Below are 17,826 nucleotides of genomic sequence, written 5' to 3'. Positions count from 1 at the left end.
CGAGAGGCGAAAAAATAGGTGAAATTGCGATGTTTTTATTAGGGACACTTGTAAATGGACTATTAATTATTATTGGCTCATTGATTGGGAAACTCCTAAATCGCATTCCTGAGGGAATGAAAGTGACGGTCATGTATGCCATTGGCTTGTCAGTCATGGTTTTGGGTCTGCAAATGGGCTTAAAGAGTGATAATTTCCTGATTGTCATTATTAGCCTCGTTGTCGGTGCAGTTGCAGGCGAGCTATTAAAATTAGAGGATAAATTAAATGACCTCGGCGGGTGGCTGGAACGTAAGGTTGGCTCTAATGGAAAAGGAAGTATTTCGGAAGGTTTTGTATCTGCTACTTTGATCTTCGTAATTGGTGCAATGGCGATTATTGGTGCCCTTGACAGCGGAATTCGCGGTGATCATGATGTTTTATATACAAAATCATTGATAGACGGCTTTACAGCACTAATTTTAACAACAACTTTAGGAATTGGTGTGATTTTTTCTGCGATTCCAGTTGTCCTTTATGAAGGTATAATTGCATTATTTGCCACCCAGATTGACCGTTTCGTCCCACAGGCATTAATGGATCAGTTTATTGTCGAAATGACTGCAACTGGTGGAATAATGATTTTAGCGATCGGCTTGAATCTTACTGGGGTGGTAAAAATTAAAGTAGCAAACTTGCTCCCAGGTATAGTAGTAACGGGTATTATTGTAACGATTCCTTATATCTATCAACATTTATTACAATAAATGTAAAAAAGAGCATTCAGTTAGTTACCGTTTGCTCTTTTATTTGTTTGCTCATCTTCCATCCAATTTAATTCACTCAAGCTTTGTTTTGGGTACAATAGGCTTGCTTGGTATATGCCACCTGCAATCGTTTTCGCCATTTTCATCACAAGATTTAAGCGTGTGTTTTGTAATACAAAAAATTCCATAAACCCACTGACATTTACGATTCCAGTGATATGTATGTCACCGACGGCAGGAAGCTCCTTGTTCACTCCTGCGCCTGGTTTGACAGGCCCATGCCCGACTTGAATGACGCCGACATTTTTGATCCGTCCCAAACAGGCATCAATTCCAATAATATAGGGATCAACATGATTTGTATGGATCTCCTTCAGTTTTTCTGCAAGGTTCATCGCATGAATAGGCTCGTCTAATGTTCCATATACGAAAAATGATTGGAGGTTCTTCTCCTCGAGCAGGCTTCCGACCAGCGGACCTAATGAATCTCCCGTGGAACGGTCTGTTCCAATACAAATGAACACAATGGGGCGGCTTGTTTCGCTGGAAATATTAAGGAGTAACTCCTCAGCGAGATTTTCTGCAGCGTGAAAATCATCATGAATGAAACGTACCTTTGCCCTCCTGTCAAAAAAACTGCTTTTCAGATTCATCAAGTCCACTCCCTAAACCTGTATTAACTCTTATTATTATACGGAAAATCCAGGAAATCTATACATAAAGAGGATAGAAAAACAAAAATTCATAATGCTATTATCTGCATAGAAAAATTGCTAAAATAGATTTGGAAAAAGTGAAACTTCAATCCGTGGGGGATATATCACCGTGGAATGCTAGTAAACTAATCGGATATTTCCGGACAATTGATCCTAAAGCTTAGTCTTTTTATTTACGTATAAATTCTTGATATAGGGACTTACTGTCCGTTAATACGGAAAAAACGAATTTAAGGAAGGTGTAAAAATGAATATCATAACAAAGGGATTTCAAGATGATATAAATAAATTTCAAAACGAAGACACATGGCTGAATCTCGGAGGAGCCGTGCTAAAAATTGTTGCCATTATGGTTATTGCAAATATCATAGTCCGTATTGGCAAAGTGGCAATCCACAACATTTTTAAGATTAGAAATTTGTCACCGCTTAATACAACAGAACGTCGAGAAGATACACTTTCAAAGCTGCTTGATAGTGTTCTTACCTATGTGGTTTATTTTATTGCGATTATGATGATTCTTTCTGTTTTAGGGATCGATGTGAAGGCACTGCTTGCAGGTGCCGGAATTGTCGGCTTAGCAGTAGGATTTGGTGCACAAAGTCTAGTTAAAGATGTTATTTCCGGTTTCTTTATTATATTTGAGGATCAATTTTCGGTCGGTGACCATATTCGCATAGGACAATTTGAAGGCAATGTCGAAACAATTGGGTTAAGAACGACAAAAATTAAAAGCTGGACAGGTGAAGTTCATATTTTACCGAATGGCAGCATCACCCAGGTAACCAATTTTTCGTTAAATAATAGTCTTGCGATTATTGATATTGCGATATCCTATGGTGAAGACATCGAAAAGGCGGAAAAGGTAATTGAAGAAGCCCTTAAAACGATGCCAAATCAATACGAAGAGTTAACGAAAACTCCTGAGCTTTTAGGAATACAAACGATGGGGCCAACTGAGATTGTTTTACGGGTTATAGCTGAAACATTACCTACGAAGCAGGCAGGAGTTTCGCGGGCAATTCGGAAGGATATCAAGCTTTTATTAGACGAGAATCATATTAAGGCTCCAAATCCAAATCTTTTTTTGTACAAAAGCGGTTCAGAGCAATCAAAATAGAAATGGAGGGTGAAAGTTATGGAAGAAAAGGAATTTGCCCTAAATGATGTTGTCGAGATGAAGAAGCAGCATCCGTGCGGAACCAATCGTTGGAAAATTATCCGCTTGGGTATGGATATCAGGATTAAATGTGAGGGCTGCGGGCATAGCGTTCTCATTCCAAGGAAAGAGTTTTCACGGAAAATGAAGAAGATTTTGGTAAAGCATGAAGGATAATACTTCATGCTTCTTTTTTTTGTATAATTATATTATTCTTATAAGAAAAATTGGTATAGAAAATGTCATCTGGGGGTGGAGATTTTGGCACAAGTACGAAAGGCTGCTTGTCCGTTAAATTGCTGGGATAGCTGCGGTTTCAATGTAACAATTGATCAGGACAGGGTTACTAAAGTAGAAGGCGATCCGGAACATCCCATTACTCAAGGTAAAATTTGCGGACGTGGACGGATGTTGGAAACAAGGGCAAACTCCTCGCAGCGCTTATTGCACCCCTTAAAAAAGGTAAATGGTACATTTGAGCAAATCTCCTGGGATCAGGCGCTGGATGAGATAGCTGCTAAATTATATGGAATTAAAGAAAAATATGGGACAACTGCTGTCCTCCACAGTCATGATTATGCCAATAACGGGATCTTAAAAAACTTAGACCAGCGCTTTTTTAATTGTTACGGCGGCGTAACGGAGCTTTATGGATCACTTTGCTGGGGCGCCGGAATTGAGGCGCAAAAATGGGATTTTGGGAATGCCTGGAGCCATGGTCCTGCTGACATTGGCAACAGTAAAAACATTATTATTTGGGGACGAAATGTTGCCCGGACAAACATGCATTTTTACGAAAAACTGCTGGAAGCTAAGAAACAAGGAGCAAAAATATTTGTTATTGATCCGCTTTTTAATGCGACGGCAAAAATAGCCGATGAATATATAACTATTAAGCCTGGGATGGACGGTTTATTAGCTGCAGGAATTATTAAGGAAATACTTCGGTTAGGTTTGGAGGATCAGGAATTTATTGAACGATCCACACATGGTTTTGCTGATTTATCAAGGCTTCTCAATGGTATTTCATTAGAAGAAATTAGCGAAAGGACAGAAGTCTCCTGTGAGGTAATGACTACATTAGCTAATGTTTATGCTGATAAACCAACTTCAACCTATATGGGTTTAGGTTTACAGCGATATAAAAACGGCGGAAATACGATTCGGTTTATTGATGCCCTTGCCGCCGTAAGCGGGAATATAGGCATTGCCGGTGGCGGTGCCAATTACGCCAATCTACAGGTGGGACAGAGCTTTGCTTTTGAAGAGTTAACACTTGCTCACTGTAGGACAAACTACAGGCAATTTTCCATTATGAAGCAGGCGGAAGAAGTGCTAACGGCAACGGATCCGGAAATTAAGATGATTGTTGTGACATGCGGCAACCCGCTGACACAGGTGCCTGACACCAATATGGTTGAAAAGACCTTCTCCTCTGTTGAGACACTTGTTGTGATTGAACAATTTATGACCGACACAGCTATGCTTGCAGATTATGTTTTACCGACCACAACTGCTTTTGAGGAAGAAGATCTTTATTATTCTTCGATGTACCATCATTATGTGAATTATGGCCCGAAACTCGTTACAGCTCCTGGTGAGGCACAGCCGGATTTATGGATTTGGACACAATTAGCCGGCAGGCTTGGCTTTGGTGAGGATTTTGATTTCTCAAGGGAAGAGTGGCTGAAGATGGCCCTTAAGCCGTTGAATGACAAAGGCATTACCCTAGAAAAATTAAGAGCGCACCATACAATGGAACTTCCTGTTGTAAAAATCCCATGGCATGACCATACGTTTCAAACACCGACAGGCAAGTATGAATTTACAGCTCAACAAAAAGGTGATAACGGTCTGTTAACTTTAGCGGTTCCAGATGAATCGAAATGGGCAAACCCTAAGCTTGCAGAAAAATATCCGTATCATCTCCTTACGATTCATCCATTACGCTCAAACCACTCGCAGAACTATCACTTATTCGCTTCAAAGCCGAAAGTGAAGGTGGAGATTGCTGCAAATATTGCTGAAAGTTTGGGGCTGGAAAAAGGTGATTTCGTCAAGGTGTGGAATGACCGCGGCGAAATAAAAGGGTTTATTTCCATTTTAGCAAAGGTCCACCCGGACACGATTAATATTGATGAGGGTATTTGGAAAGAGTTTGGCGGGTCTGTCAATCATTTAACTTCAAATAGGGAATCCGATAATGGCCTTGGAAGTACGTTATACGATTGCCTTGTTAATCTTGAAAAAATAAAGTGATACTAATTGCCGCTCCATAAGCGGCAGTTGTTTTTTTAGCCATTGTTGCCTATAATTGTGAGAGGCTTTTTAAAATTATTAAACACATTTTTTTAAATAGATTTATTTTTATTGAGGAGTGAACGTGAATGGCTTTAACAGCTGGTATCGTAGGGTTACCGAATGTTGGTAAGTCTACTCTTTTTAATGCAATAACTCAGGCAGGAGCAGAATCAGCAAACTACCCCTTCTGTACGATTGACCCGAATGTCGGAATTGTTGAGGTTCCTGACCACCGTCTACAAAAATTAACTGAATTAGTTCAACCGAAGAAAACAGTACCAACGGCCTTTGAATTCACCGATATTGCCGGTATAGTGAAAGGAGCAAGTAAAGGTGAAGGACTCGGTAACAAGTTCCTTTCTCATATTCGCCAGGTTGATGCCATTTGCCAAGTAGTTCGCTGCTTTGCAGATGAAAACATTACCCATGTATCCGGAAAAGTTGACCCAATTGATGATATTGAAACCATCAACCTAGAGTTGATCCTTGCAGATATGGAATCGGTGGAAAAGCGAATTGGCCGTGTCGAGAAATTGGCTAAGCAAAAAGATAAGGATGCTGCTGCTGAATTTGAAGTCCTCGTGATGCTGCGTGATGCATTTGAAGCAGAAAAACCTGCTCGTACGGTTGATTTTACTGAAGAGCAAATGAAATTGGTAAAGGGACTGCATCTTTTAACCATCAAACCTGTCCTATATGTTGCAAACGTAAGTGAAGATGATGTTGCCGATCCATCTAACAATGAATATGTACAAAAGGTACGTGAATTTGCTAGTGCTGATAATGCCGAAGTGATCGTCATCTGTGCCAAAATTGAAGAAGAAATTGCTGAGCTTGAGGGCGAAGAAAAGCAGATGTTCCTTGAGGAGCTTGGCATTGAAGAATCTGGCCTTGACCAATTAATCCGTGCTGCTTACAGCCTGCTTGGTTTAGCTACCTACTTTACGGCAGGTGTACAGGAGGTTCGCGCCTGGACATTTAGAAAAGGCATGAAGGCACCGCAATGTGCGGGAATTATCCACACTGATTTCGAACGAGGCTTTATTCGGGCGGAAACAGTCTCTTATGATGATTTACTTGCTGCCGGCAGCCACAATGCTGCGAAAGAGGCAGGGAAAGTTCGCTTAGAAGGGAAAGAATATGAAGTAAAAGACGGCGATGTCATCCATTTCCGTTTTAACGTGTAAACTGAAAATCTAGGGCTCTGCAATTTTTGCAGAGCCTTTCCCGTTTTTGTTTTAGGGATAAGTAAGGCATTATTGTGAAGGACATTGCATTTACTTTTTACATATGATATAATTTCAACTTGTGAGTAATGAATAATTGCTCCTTGCCCATTCGGGCCGTTTAGACCAAAAGGAGGTGACCGTGATGAATAAGTACGAAATCATGTACATCATCCGCCCAAATATTGAAGATGAAGCGAAAAAGGCTCTTGTTGAGCGTTTCAACACAATTCTTCTTGATAATGGTGCGGAAACTGCTGAAACAAAAGATTGGGGTAAGCGCCGTCTAGCATACGAAATCAACGATTTCCGTGATGGATACTACCAAATCGCTAAAACAACATCTTCAGCTGCTTCAGTACAAGAATTCTCTCGTCTTGCAAAGATCAGCGAAGATATCATTCGCCATATCGTTATTAAAGTAGAAGAATAAGATTAATATAAATATTTTTGGTAAAAAATGTTTCATGTGAAACATGTACCAGAAAAAAGGAGTTGATTCTGATGATGAATCGTGTCGTGCTTGTTGGCCGTTTAACAAAAGATCCTGATTTGCGTTATACACCAAATGGGGTTCCTGTTGCTACGTTTACGTTAGCTGTTAACCGTCCATTTTCTAATCAGACAGGTGAACGAGAAGCAGACTTTATTAACTGTGTTGTTTGGCGTAAACCTGCTGAAAATGTGGCGAACTTTTTAAAGAAAGGCAGCCTAGCAGGTGTTGATGGCCGGATCCAAACCCGCAACTATGAAGGACAAGATGGTAAACGTGTGTACGTTACAGAGGTTCAAGCAGAAAGTGTTCAATTTCTAGAACCTAAGTCGTCTTCTGGCGGTGGCGGAAGAAGCAACGATTATTACGGTGCTCCTCCAATGGAACCACAAGGTAATCCATATGGCAGCAGCAATCAGAATCAACGACAAAATCAAAATCAAAATCAAAATCAAAATAAAGGTTTTACGCGAATGGATGAAGATCCATTTGCCGGAAATGGTCAAATTGACATCTCTGATGATGATCTGCCATTCTAAAAAAACCTTACGAACGTTTTAACATAAAAAATAAAGGAGGGAATTTTCATGGCAGGAGGACGTAAAGGCGGTCGCGCAAAACGTCGTAAAGTGTGCTATTTTACAGCAAATGGCATCACTCGCATCGATTACAAAGACGTAGATTTACTTAAAAAATTCATCTCTGAACGTGGAAAGATTTTACCACGTCGTGTAACTGGTACAAGCGCTAAATACCAACGCAAACTAACAGTTGCTATCAAACGCGCACGTCAAATGGCATTACTACCATTCGTGGCTGGTGAATAATAAGCATTAAGGCAGTAAGGGGCGCCCTTGCTGCCTTTTTTACTTTTTACTCTGTTGAATCAATGCTCCTATTTAGTCTAAAATAAGAGAATAGCTTGGAAAATATATAGAGGTGAAGTAGTGAAAAATGTAAGCAAACTCACAGAAGGTGCCGTCCTATTAGCTGCATTTACGGTATTATTATTAATAACGATTTACGTACCGCTTATTGGTTCCTTTTTAAACGTTGTCCTGCCGGCGCCGTTTATTATATTCGCGGCTAAAAACAGCATTAAAAATATTGCTGCCTTCTTTTTAGCTGCAATCGTCATTTCATTTATTGCAGGTTCAATACCAGGTCTTGGCCTCATGCTTTTTTACGGAGCTGCCGGTGTGGTTATTGGATACATGCTGCAAAAGAACAAAAGCCGGACTGCTATTTTAATTTCCAGTTCATTAATCTTAATGGCGGGTTTGGTCATTTATTATGTAGTTATTACTGCTTTTATGAAAATTGATATCATTCATGAACTTCATACTGTCTTAAATCAATCAATGTCCGAAGAGATGCTGAAAGCTATGGGACGAGAAGATCAAATTAAAGTTCTAAAAGAGCAAAATGTCAATCTCATAAAAATGATCGAAATTTATGCACCTAGCTTTTTGATCATGGGATCCATTTTAATTTCCTTTATTATTCAGTGGGTGTGTTTTCCGGTTGTAAAAAGATTTGGTGTAAACGTAAAGACATGGGGCAAATTCCGTAATCTTTCCTTGCCAAAAAGCCTTTTGTGGTACTATTTAATTGCCTTAGGGTCGATGCTGCTGTTTCGACCTCATGAAGAAACCTATATATTTTCTGTTTTAATCAATGCACGATACATATTGGAGTTTTTTCTTATTTTTCAGGGACTGGCCTTTTTATTTTTTATATTCCATCAAAAGTCAGTTGCTAGGGGACTTGGTGTGTTTGTTGCAATTCTTTCTTTCACGATTCCAATTGTCCGTTATATAATATTGTTATTAGGTATTACTGATTTAGGCTTTGATTATAGAAAGCAGTTTGAAAAAAAAGAGTAAGACTAGCGTCTAGGAGCTGAGAACTTTGCCTGCATTTTTAGAAAAGCGGTCAATTCGTTACCCTTTTTATGGGCTAATTGGCGTTACAATGATTCTGCTCATTGTCCTGTTGTTATATAATTGGATTTTAAGCGTTGCTGGGCTGCTATTGATGTTTATCCCCCTTTATTATATGTTTGTCATTGATCATCGTGAGCGTACGGAAATGGAAGAGTATATTTCAACGCTTTCTTACCGAGTAAAAAAAGTTGGCGAAGAAGCGCTGATGGAAATGCCGATTGGGATTATGCTCATCAATGAGGAATACTATATTGAATGGTCAAACCCTTTTCTGTCATCTTATTTTGATGAGGAGACATTGATTGGCAGGTCACTCTATGATATAGCAGATACATTGATTCCGTTGATTAAACAGGAAGTAGAGACAGAAATTATCACTCTCCATGACCGAAAATTCCGCGTAATTCATAAATCTGAAGAGCGCCTATTGTACTTTTTCGATGTTACCGAACAAAAGGAAATTGAGAAAAGGTACCAGGATGACAGGACGGTCATTGCTACCATCTTTTTGGACAATTATGATGACCTTACTCAGGGTATGGATGATCAGATGCGCGGCAGTATCAATAATTTAGTCACTTCTATTTTGAATAAGTGGGCAAACGATAATGGCATTTTCTTAAAAAGAGTTTCCTCAGAACGATTCATTGCTGTTTTTAGCGAAAGAATTCTCCATGTCCTTGAAAAAGAAAAGTTTAGCATCCTAGATGAGATACGGGAATTAACTTCGAAGCAGAATGTTTCTTTTACCTTGAGTATCGGGGTAGGCACCGGTGTGTCCTCGTTACCGGAATTAGGAGTCTTAGCCCAATCAAGTCTCGATTTAGCCTTAGGCAGGGGCGGCGACCAAGTAGCCATTAAACTGCCAAACGGTAAAGTGAAATTTTTTGGCGGCAAAACAAATCCAGTTGAGAAACGGACACGGGTTCGGGCACGTGTCATCTCTCATGCCTTGAGAGATTTAATTACCGCCAGTGATAAAGTCATTATTATGGGACATAAAAACCCTGATATGGATTCGATTGGTTCAAGTATTGGTATTTATAAGGTTGCACAAATGAACCAAAAAGAAGCCTATATTGTGGTGAATATGCAGGATATGGACAGCGCTGTGAAACGGCTTATGGATGAACTCCGTCAGCAAGAACAGTTATTTTCCCGCTTTATCAGCCCTGAACTGGCTTTAGAAATATCAACGGATAAAACACTGCTTGTCGTGGTCGATACCCATAAACCTTCGCTTGTGATGGAAGAACGTTTATTGAACAAGATTGATCATGTCGTTGTAATTGACCACCATCGACGCGGAGAAGAGTTTATTTCCAACTCATTGCTGGTATATATGGAACCTTATGCCTCTTCTACTGCGGAACTTGTAACGGAATTTTTGGAATATCAACCGAAACGCGGTAAAATTGAGATGATTGAGGCAACGGCCCTGTTAGCCGGAATCATTGTCGATACGAAAAGTTTTACCTTACGAACGGGTGCTAGGACATTTGATGCAGCCTCTTACCTTCGGGCACACGGTGCTGATACGGTTCTCGTCCAGAAGTTTTTAAAAGAAGACGTTGATACATATATAAAAAGATCGAAATTAATTGAATCAGTATCTTTCTACCGTGATGGAATTGCAATTGCGAAAGGTACGGAACTTGAACTTCATGATCAAGTGATTATCGCACAAGCTGCTGATACACTATTAACAATGGACGGGGTGCTGGCTTCCTTTGTGATTGCAAAACGGGCTGAAGGTGTCATTGGGATTAGTGCAAGGTCGCTGGGGAACATCAATGTGCAGGTGATTATGGAGAGCTTAAAAGGCGGCGGCCATTTAACAAATGCAGCGACACAGCTGACCGGTCTGTCCATTGAAGAAACAGAGGCACAATTAAAGCTGGCCATTGATGAATTTTTTGAAGGAGTGAAAAAGGAATGAAGGTCATTTTCTTAAAGGATGTTAAGGGTAAAGGAAAAAAAGGCGAAGTGAAAAATGTAGCAGACGGCTATGCACAAAACTTTTTATTTAAGCAGGGATTAGCGGTTGAAGCAAATAATGCCAGCATTAGTTCTTTAGATGCCCAAAAGAAGAAACAGGAAAAAATGGCTGCTGAAGAACTTGTTGAAGCAAAAAAGCTGAAGGAAACATTGGACAAAATTACAGTTGAATTAACAGCTAAAGCCGGTGAAGGCGGACGTCTTTTTGGTTCGATTACAACAAAACAAGTTGCCGAAGAGCTGCAAAAGAAACATGGTATTAAAATCGATAAGCGAAAAATGGAATTAGCCGATGCCATTCGGACGCTTGGCCATACAAAGGTGCCAGTAAAACTTCACCATGAAGTCACTGCGACGTTAACTGTTTCGGTAACAGAAGTAAAATAAGGTTCTTCTAGCAAACAGTGACAGTTTTCACTGATTGCTAGAAGAGCCAATCAGGCATTTAGGGGCAGTGTCACAAATCTATAACTTAGCAAGCTAAAATTAATTTTTACTGCCCCTTAATGCGGGATAAGGCGAACCTGGAAACAGTGAGGGTTACCACTGAATACAAAATGAGCCAATCGGGCATTTAGGGGCAGTGTCATAAATCTATAACTAAGCAAGCTAAAATTAATTTTTACTGCCCCTTAATGCGGGATTAAAAAATTTCCCAGTTCAAAGTTAGAATAAACATGATACAATAGAAAAAGTAAGTAATCGGATGTGATCGGTATTAACTGGTCACTTTTTTCATTCGCCGATAGGAAAGTAAACTTTCCTATTAGGCATAAGTGCACTAAGGAAGGCTTCGAAGCAAAGGTATCGCAGTCGAAAAGCTGTGCTTTTCTAACGAACTACGCCTCTGTCTTCGCCTAGCAGCTTGCCAGTCGGCGAGTTTTCTTTATGACTTTGAAATTAAATCCTTCTAAGGTAGGAGGTTTTTGATAGATGAATGATTTATATGCGGATCGTATGCCACCGCAAAATATTGAGGCGGAGCAAGCTGTACTAGGGGCGATTTTTCTAGAGCCCTCTGCACTCACATTGGCCTCAGAAATCTTAATTCCTGAAGATTTTTATCGTGCCTCACACCAAAAAATCTTTCATGTGATGCTCCAACTAAATGATCAAGGTAAAGCGGTTGACCTTGTAACGGTAACAGAAGAACTCGCGGCATCAAAACTAATAGAGGATATTGGCGGTGTCAGTTATTTAAGTGATCTAGCGGGCTCAGTTCCGACAGCTGCCAATATTGAGTATTATGCTAGAATCGTAGAAGAAAAGTCTTTACTTAGAAGATTAATTCGCACAGCAACTAATATTGCTACTGACGGCTATTCGCGTGAAGACGAGGTTGAAGCACTGTTAAGCGAAGCAGAAAAAAGCATCTTAGAGGTTGCACAAAGAAAGAATGCCGGTGCCTTCCACGATATTAAAGATGTCCTCGTTCGTACGTATGATAATATTGAGGAAATGCATAAACGCGTTGGTGAGATTACAGGGCTTGAGACCGGATTTGTGGAACTTGACCGGATGACAGCAGGCTTCCAGCGCAATGACTTAATTATTGTTGGTGCCCGTCCTTCCGTTGGTAAAACAGCCTTTGCTTTAAATATTGCCCAAAATGTTGCCAAAAAAACAGGTGAAAATATTGCTATTTTTAGTCTTGAGATGGGTGCTGAGCAGCTTGTCATGCGTCTCTTGTGTGCGGAAGGAAATATCGATGCGCAAAGGCTTCGTACCGGGTCGTTAACAGAGGAAGACTGGGGTAAGTTGACGATGGCAATGGGAAGCTTATCAAGTACTGGGATCTATATTGACGATACCCCTGGTGTCCGTATCAGTGATATTCGTTCTAAATGCCGCCGTTTAAAGCAAGAGCACGGCTTAGGGATGATTTTAATTGACTATTTGCAGCTTATTTTAGGAAGCGGCCGTTCTGGCGAAAACCGCCAGCAGGAAGTATCTGAAATTTCCCGTTCCCTTAAGCAATTAGCTCGTGAGCTAAAAGTGCCTGTTATTGCCCTTTCACAGCTTTCCCGTGGAGTCGAGCAGCGGCAGGATAAACGGCCGATGATGTCTGATATTCGTGAATCCGGAAGTATTGAGCAGGACGCTGATATCGTTGCCTTCCTTTATCGTGATGACTATTATGATAAGGAATCGGAGAGCAAGAATATCATTGAAATCATAATTGCCAAACAGCGTAATGGTCCAACAGGAACTGTTTCGTTGGCATTTGTGAAGGAATATAATAAATTTGTAAATTTAGAAACACGCTATGACTCCCCTCAAGGAGCGTAGAGCGGGTATCTTGGAGTTAGCCAGATTATCAGGCTAGCTCTTTTTTTTGAAAAAGGATAGCATTTAGGATTAACGGGAAAAAAACCGCTTAAATTAATGTTTCGTACTTGAAAGTTTCGTTTCTACTAGATAATCCTTCTTTATAATTTTCATAGTTTGCTATATTTACGAACGTATTTCATATTTTTGTATAAAATGTTCGTGTTTTGTTTGATTTTTTGATGAAAAATTGATAAACTATGGTGGTGATAAATTAATTATTAAAGGAAGCAAAAATTTTGGAGGTGTCTTTCATGTCATCAGTAGTGGTTGTTGGTACACAATGGGGAGACGAAGGAAAAGGAAAAATCACTGATTTCCTTTCAGAAAATGCTGAGGTTATTGCACGTTATCAGGGTGGAAACAATGCAGGCCACACCATCAAATTTAACGGAGAAACCTATAAATTACATTTAATTCCTTCAGGGATTTTTAATAAAGAAAAAATAAGTGTAATCGGCAATGGAATGGTCGTTGATCCAAAAGCGCTTGTAACAGAGCTGGCTTATTTACATGAAAAGGGGATAACAACTGATAATCTTCGTATTAGTAATCGTGCCCATGTGATCCTGCCGTACCATTTAAAATTGGATGAAGTGGAAGAACTACGAAAAGGCGCTAATAAAATCGGCACAACGAAAAAGGGGATCGGCCCTGCCTACATGGATAAGGCTGCTCGTATCGGCATTCGGATTGCTGATTTACTTGACCGTGAAATATTTGAAGAAAAACTAGTACAGAATCTTGACGAAAAAAATCGCTTATTTGAACGCATTTACGAAACTGAGGGCTTTAAGAAAGAAGATATTCTAGATGAATATTATGAATATGGCCAACAAATTAAAAAATATGTATGTGATACATCTGTTGTATTAAATGATGCTTTGGATGAAGGCAAACGCGTTTTATTTGAAGGAGCCCAAGGAGTCATGCTTGATATTGACCAGGGTACCTATCCATTTGTAACCTCGTCAAATCCAGTCGCTGGAGGGGTAACAATTGGCTCAGGAGTTGGCCCATCAAAAATTACTCATGTCGTTGGTGTTTGCAAGGCTTATACTTCTCGTGTAGGTGATGGACCATTCCCAACTGAATTAAATAATGAAATCGGCAATCGTATTCGCGAAGTAGGTCGCGAATACGGGACAACAACTGGACGTCCGCGCCGTGTTGGCTGGTTTGATAGTGTTGTCGTGCGTCATGCTCGTCGTGTCAGCGGATTAACAGATCTTTCCCTCAATTCTATTGATGTATTAACAGGGATTGAAACATTAAAGATTTGTACGGCTTATCGCTACAAGGATGAAGTAATTACCGAATATCCTGCAAACTTAAAGGTATTATCACAGTGTGAACCTATTTATGAGGAACTTCCTGGCTGGACAGAGGACATTACAGGGGTTAAAACATTAGATGAACTGCCAGTAAATGCCCGGCACTATGTTGAACGAGTTACACAACTGACAGGTATTCCGTTATCTACCTTCTCAGTCGGCCCAGATCGGAATCAAACAAATGTAGTCCGCAGCCCTTGGAGACAAATATAATTATTATTTAAAGAAGCTCTTCATTTTGGAGAGCTTCAACCTTTTTAAAAAATTTTTAAAAAAAGTATTGCGTTAATAATATTAACCATGATATTATAAAAAGCGTCGTCACAATAAGACAAATTACTGCGAGCCATTAGCTCAGTTGGTAGAGCACGATCGAATAAGCTTCTATGAAACAGCATCAGGGCACACGCCGAGCCGCTACTTGAATAAGCTTACTGAGGTGTGGGCATCCGGCGAAATAAAAGATTAGTAAATTATCCTTGTACGAGCCATTAGCTCAGTTGGTAGAGCATCTGACTTTTAATCAGAGGGTCGAAGGTTCGAGTCCTTCATGGCTCACCATTTACAATTTAATATGGCCCCTTGGTCAAGCGGTTAAGACACCGCCCTTTCACGGCGGTAACACGGGTTCGAATCCCGTAGGGGTCATTTGGTCTGGTAGTTCAGTTGGTTAGAATGCCTGCCTGTCACGCAGGAGGTCGCGGGTTCGAGTCCCGTCCAGACCGCCACTTTTGTGGCTCAGTAGCTCAGTCGGTAGAGCAAAGGACTGAAAATCCTTGTGTCGGCGGTTCGATTCCGTCCTGAGCCATACGAAAAAGAAGTTTGCACATGCAAGCTTCTTTTTTTGTCTATTTTTGTAACTTCAGTAATGCGTTTGTAACAAATATTCCTCTTTTTTACAAAAATCACCCCGTAGTTTGTCCTGTCTTGTAAAAATAGAATCTGCTACTCTAGAACTATAGAATTCCTTGATTTAATAGGAATTTCTCACTATCTTTATTTAAAAATCCATTAGAAGGACATGAAATATCGACTAGCATATTTCAAAAATATGTAGGAAAATGTCAGTAATTATACATTTTTGTTACATTATAAAGACTATTAATCTTTTTAAATTAAACTATGTTAAAGTAAAAGAGGTCTAAAATTCTGGAAAACGCTTTACTAGATGAAAATTCAAGTTTATAAGGGTTTTACCGTGGTTTAGGAGGAATAAATGTTATTTTCGAATAAAAAATCAAAAAAGTTTTTATTATTAAAAACGACTGTAATTACCGCGATGGCTGCGTCTGTTATCGCTTTTAGCAATGGTCCGGTTGCTTTTGCCACATCATCAAAATTGACCACCATTTATCATGTTTATCTTAATGGTACATATATAGGCAATGTTACAGATAAAGAAATAGTAAATAAAATAATTGCTGATAAAGTCGATACCGCAAAGAAATCACTTAAAAATGTCGATTTTAACATTGGTTCCCAGGTCCAATACATACCTGAACAGGTTTTCCGAGCTAAAACAACTAATCAAGAAACAGTCCAAACCATTAAAGACACATTCCAGATTCAAGCCGAAGCATCGGCTATTGTGATTGACGGCACTCCTGTTGTATACCTTGATAATAAAGATACAGCAGAAGAAGTAATTAAAAAGCTGAAACTACAATATGTGTCTGAGGATCAATTAACAGAACTTGATGCAAGAAAAGCCCAAGACAATGCGTCCTTACCGGCATTACAAGAAAATGAATCTCGTATATTAGACGTTCGCTTATCCAAAAATGTTTCAATTGAAGCAGAAAATATTGCTCCAGAAAAAATTATGTCTGCTGATGATGCAGTTACATTTTTACAAAAAGGCACTTTAGAAGAAAAGAAATATGCTGTTCAAGAAGGCGATGTACTCGGAACTATTGCTGAGGCTCACGGTTTGGCAAAAGCGGATCTTTTAGCACTAAATCCTGGTTTAACAGAGGATTCACTTTTACAAATTGGCCAAGAAATAAATGTAACGGTGCTTAAACCATTTGTTGACGTAATTGTTGATAAAGAAGTAAATCAAAAGGAAGAAATCCCTTTTGAAAATGAAGTAGTTGAGGACTCATCAATGCCAAAGGGTGAGACAAAAGAAAAGCAACAGGGGCAAAACGGATCTCGTTCCGTAACCTATGCCATTTCAGAACAAAATGGTGTAACCGTTAAAAAAGAACAGTCAAGCGAACAAATCCTTCAGCAGCCAGTCAACCATATTGTTGTGAAAGGAACGAAAGAGATTCCTTCACGTGGCGAAGGCAGCTTTACCTGGCCGACATCAGGCGGCTATATATCCAGTCAAATGGGCTACCGCTGGGGCAAACTGCACAAAGGGATTGATATTGCTAGACCAAGTGACAAGACCATAAAAGCGGCTGATAATGGCGTGGTTGTTTCTGCTGGCTGGGATGGCGGTTATGGTAATAAAGTTGTCATTGACCATCAAAATGGTTTACGCACACTATATGGCCATATGTCATCTATTAATGTCACAGTAGGCCAAACGGTATCTAAAGGCACAGCGATCGGCGTGATGGGTTCTACCGGTGACTCAACAGGAGTTCACCTCCATTTTGAAGTGTATAAAAATGGAAGCTTAGTCAACCCGCTTTCCTATCTAAAATAATGGAACAAGGGTCTCTAGTTAATTACTAGAGGCTTTTTTTATGTTTGATATTTTTAACAATCTTAGAAATAGATGTTATCCAAATATTTCTAAGTGCTAGTTATAGGTGAATTTAAGCAAATAAAATGGTAAAGTAAACTAGTATAGGTATGACTTCTAGAATTTTTTTATTGTATAGATCGTAATTGAATGAAAAGGAGAAATGGTATGGAAAAGAAAATTCTTGTTATCGATGATGAAAAACCGATTGCTGATATTTTGCAGTTTAACTTAAAAAAAGAAGGATATATTGTCTATTGCGCCTACGATGGTAACGAAGCGCTTCGGTTGGTAGATGAAATACAGCCTGACTTAATCCTCTTAGATATCATGCTTCCACTCAGAGATGGGATGGAAGTTTGCCGCGAAGTCCGGAAGAAATATGAAATGCCGATTATAATGCTTACAGCAAAGGATTCTGAAATTGATAAGGTGTTAGGGCTTGAACTTGGTGCAGATGATTATGTAACAAAGCCATTTAGCACAAGGGAATTAATTGCCCGTGTAAAGGCAAACTTACGCCGTCACAATCAAATCTTAGCTCAGCCAGATGCTGAAAGTGACACGAACGAAATTGAAATTGGTTCGCTCGTGATTCATCCGGATGCTTATGTGGTTTCCAAACGAGGCGAAACCATTGAATTGACACACCGGGAATTTGAACTGCTTTACTATTTGGCACAGCATATCGGACAGGTTATGACAAGAGAACACTTGTTACAAACCGTGTGGGGCTATGATTATTACGGTGATGTTCGGACTGTTGATGTTACTGTAAGACGTCTGCGTGAAAAAATTGAGGATAGTCCGAGCCATCCAACATGGATCGTCACGCGTCGTGGCGTTGGCTATTATTTACGCAATCCTGAACAGGAGTAGTT

The 17,826-nt window shown here is 39.8% G+C and carries 16 protein-coding genes and 4 tRNA genes; 19 read left to right on the top strand and 1 reads right to left on the bottom strand.

The features are described 5' to 3' along the window. Positions 1-29 precede the first annotated feature (29 nt). A complete protein-coding gene (locus tag QNH20_RS26865) occupies positions 30-746 on the top strand; it encodes a DUF554 domain-containing protein (protein ID WP_283920952.1) in 717 nt (238 codons plus the stop codon). Positions 747-766: 20 nt separating this feature from the next. Here the strand turns inward: QNH20_RS26865 and yyaC are convergent, their stop codons facing one another. Next, on the bottom strand, positions 767-1,399 hold the full coding sequence (yyaC, locus tag QNH20_RS26860; protein WP_283920951.1) for a spore protease YyaC: 633 nt from the start codon (positions 1,397-1,399) through the stop codon (positions 767-769). A 310-nt stretch (positions 1,400-1,709) separates the two neighbouring features. On the opposite strand from yyaC, the gene QNH20_RS26855 reads away from it, so the two are divergent. The 18 genes from QNH20_RS26855 to yycF all read left to right on the top strand — a co-directional run bounded on the left by QNH20_RS26855 (position 1,710) and on the right by yycF (position 17,824). After that, on the top strand, positions 1,710-2,582 hold the full coding sequence (locus QNH20_RS26855) for a mechanosensitive ion channel family protein (protein WP_283920950.1): 873 nt from the start codon (positions 1,710-1,712) through the stop codon (positions 2,580-2,582). Between the two features lie 18 nt (positions 2,583-2,600). Beyond that, complete coding sequence (locus QNH20_RS26850; RefSeq protein WP_283920949.1) at positions 2,601-2,798, top strand: DUF951 domain-containing protein; 198 nt, start codon at positions 2,601-2,603, stop codon at positions 2,796-2,798. 84 nt (positions 2,799-2,882) lie between these two features. Continuing rightward, positions 2,883-4,880 (top strand): molybdopterin-dependent oxidoreductase, encoded by a 1,998-nt coding sequence (locus QNH20_RS26845; protein WP_283920948.1) that lies wholly within the window; start codon positions 2,883-2,885, stop codon positions 4,878-4,880. Between the two features lie 128 nt (positions 4,881-5,008). Beyond that, entirely contained in the window at positions 5,009-6,109 is a 1,101-nt protein-coding gene (ychF, locus tag QNH20_RS26840; RefSeq protein ID WP_283920947.1) for a redox-regulated ATPase YchF, read from the top strand. Between the two features lie 184 nt (positions 6,110-6,293). Next, positions 6,294-6,581: a 30S ribosomal protein S6 gene (rpsF, locus tag QNH20_RS26835; protein WP_283920946.1), complete on the top strand. Its 288-nt coding sequence runs from the start codon at positions 6,294-6,296 to the stop codon at positions 6,579-6,581. A gap of 71 nt (positions 6,582-6,652) precedes the next feature. Continuing rightward, positions 6,653-7,180, top strand: coding sequence for a single-stranded DNA-binding protein (gene ssb, locus QNH20_RS26830; RefSeq protein WP_283920945.1), 528 nt, complete (start codon positions 6,653-6,655; stop codon positions 7,178-7,180). Positions 7,181-7,228: 48 nt separating this feature from the next. Beyond that, positions 7,229-7,468: a 30S ribosomal protein S18 gene (rpsR, locus tag QNH20_RS26825; RefSeq protein WP_007088219.1), complete on the top strand. Its 240-nt coding sequence runs from the start codon at positions 7,229-7,231 to the stop codon at positions 7,466-7,468. Positions 7,469-7,588: 120 nt separating this feature from the next. After that, positions 7,589-8,527: a YybS family protein gene (locus tag QNH20_RS26820; protein WP_283920944.1), complete on the top strand. Its 939-nt coding sequence runs from the start codon at positions 7,589-7,591 to the stop codon at positions 8,525-8,527. Positions 8,528-8,552: 25 nt separating this feature from the next. Further along, positions 8,553-10,526, top strand: coding sequence for a DHH family phosphoesterase (locus tag QNH20_RS26815; protein ID WP_283920943.1), 1,974 nt, complete (start codon positions 8,553-8,555; stop codon positions 10,524-10,526). After that, complete coding sequence (rplI, locus tag QNH20_RS26810) at positions 10,523-10,972, top strand: 50S ribosomal protein L9 (protein WP_283920942.1); 450 nt, start codon at positions 10,523-10,525, stop codon at positions 10,970-10,972. Before QNH20_RS26815 ends, rplI begins: the two co-directional genes overlap by 4 nt. 546 nt (positions 10,973-11,518) lie before the next feature. After that, positions 11,519-12,874, top strand: a complete 1,356-nt coding sequence (gene dnaB, locus QNH20_RS26805) for a replicative DNA helicase (protein WP_283920941.1) — start codon at positions 11,519-11,521, stop codon at positions 12,872-12,874. A gap of 293 nt (positions 12,875-13,167) precedes the next feature. After that, positions 13,168-14,460 carry an adenylosuccinate synthase gene (locus tag QNH20_RS26800; protein ID WP_283920940.1) on the top strand — a complete coding sequence of 431 codons (1,293 nt, stop codon included), beginning with the start codon at positions 13,168-13,170 and terminating at the stop codon, positions 14,458-14,460. Between the two features lie 272 nt (positions 14,461-14,732). Further along, positions 14,733-14,808, top strand: a tRNA-Lys gene (locus QNH20_RS26795). A gap of 15 nt (positions 14,809-14,823) precedes the next feature. After that, a tRNA-Glu gene (locus QNH20_RS26790) sits at positions 14,824-14,895 on the top strand. A 3-nt stretch (positions 14,896-14,898) separates the two neighbouring features. Then, a tRNA-Asp gene (locus QNH20_RS26785) sits at positions 14,899-14,975 on the top strand. A gap of 7 nt (positions 14,976-14,982) precedes the next feature. Next, positions 14,983-15,055: transfer RNA gene (locus QNH20_RS26780), tRNA-Phe, on the top strand. 408 nt (positions 15,056-15,463) lie between these two features. After that, positions 15,464-16,906 (top strand): peptidoglycan DD-metalloendopeptidase family protein, encoded by a 1,443-nt coding sequence (locus QNH20_RS26775; RefSeq protein WP_283920939.1) that lies wholly within the window; start codon positions 15,464-15,466, stop codon positions 16,904-16,906. 207 nt (positions 16,907-17,113) lie between these two features. After that, positions 17,114-17,824, top strand: a complete 711-nt coding sequence (yycF, locus tag QNH20_RS26770) for a response regulator YycF (protein WP_283920938.1) — start codon at positions 17,114-17,116, stop codon at positions 17,822-17,824. The last annotated feature ends 2 nt before the right edge of the window (positions 17,825-17,826 follow it).

The sequence above is a fragment of the Neobacillus sp. WH10 genome (assembly GCF_030123405.1).
Lineage (GTDB): Bacteria > Bacillota > Bacilli > Bacillales > Cytobacillaceae > Neobacillus.
This window is presented reverse-complemented; position numbering and strand designations above follow the sequence as displayed.

Coding starts and splice junctions, on each gene's coding strand:
- yyaC (WP_283920951.1), bottom strand. CDS start 1,399: ATGAATCTGAAAAGCAGTTTTTTTGACAGGAGGGCAAAGGTACGTTTC.
- QNH20_RS26855 (WP_283920950.1), top strand. CDS start 1,710: ATGAATATCATAACAAAGGGATTTCAAGATGATATAAATAAATTTCAA.
- rplI (WP_283920942.1), top strand. CDS start 10,523: ATGAAGGTCATTTTCTTAAAGGATGTTAAGGGTAAAGGAAAAAAAGGC.
- ssb (WP_283920945.1), top strand. CDS start 6,653: ATGATGAATCGTGTCGTGCTTGTTGGCCGTTTAACAAAAGATCCTGAT.
- dnaB (WP_283920941.1), top strand. CDS start 11,519: ATGAATGATTTATATGCGGATCGTATGCCACCGCAAAATATTGAGGCG.
- rpsR (WP_007088219.1), top strand. CDS start 7,229: ATGGCAGGAGGACGTAAAGGCGGTCGCGCAAAACGTCGTAAAGTGTGC.
- yycF (WP_283920938.1), top strand. CDS start 17,114: ATGGAAAAGAAAATTCTTGTTATCGATGATGAAAAACCGATTGCTGAT.
- ychF (WP_283920947.1), top strand. CDS start 5,009: ATGGCTTTAACAGCTGGTATCGTAGGGTTACCGAATGTTGGTAAGTCT.
- rpsF (WP_283920946.1), top strand. CDS start 6,294: ATGAATAAGTACGAAATCATGTACATCATCCGCCCAAATATTGAAGAT.
- QNH20_RS26800 (WP_283920940.1), top strand. CDS start 13,168: ATGTCATCAGTAGTGGTTGTTGGTACACAATGGGGAGACGAAGGAAAA.
- QNH20_RS26850 (WP_283920949.1), top strand. CDS start 2,601: ATGGAAGAAAAGGAATTTGCCCTAAATGATGTTGTCGAGATGAAGAAG.
- QNH20_RS26865 (WP_283920952.1), top strand. CDS start 30: ATGTTTTTATTAGGGACACTTGTAAATGGACTATTAATTATTATTGGC.
- QNH20_RS26775 (WP_283920939.1), top strand. CDS start 15,464: ATGTTATTTTCGAATAAAAAATCAAAAAAGTTTTTATTATTAAAAACG.